Raw genomic sequence first — 255 nt, forward strand, 5'->3', positions numbered from 1 at the left:
CACCCAGGGAACTGAAACATCTAAGTACCTGGAGGAAGAGAAAGAAAAATCGATTCCCTGAGTAGCGGCGAGCGAAACGGGAATAGCCCAAACCAAGAGGCTTGCCTCTTGGGGTTGTAGGACACTCTACATAGAGTTACAAAGGAATGAGTTAGACGAAGCGATCTGGAAAGGTCCGCAGGATAGGGTAAAAGCCCCGTAGTCAAAAGTTCATTCTCTCTTGAGTGTATCCTGAGTACGGCGGAACACGTGAAA

At 48.2% G+C, this 255-nt stretch carries 1 rRNA gene; it reads left to right on the plus strand.

Annotated elements, in window-relative coordinates:
- Window positions 1-255 (plus strand): 23S ribosomal RNA (locus FG383_RS20790); the annotation flags it as partial.

It is taken from the genome of Psychrobacillus soli (assembly GCF_006861775.1).
Classification (GTDB): Bacteria; Bacillota; Bacilli; order Bacillales_A; family Planococcaceae; genus Psychrobacillus; species Psychrobacillus soli.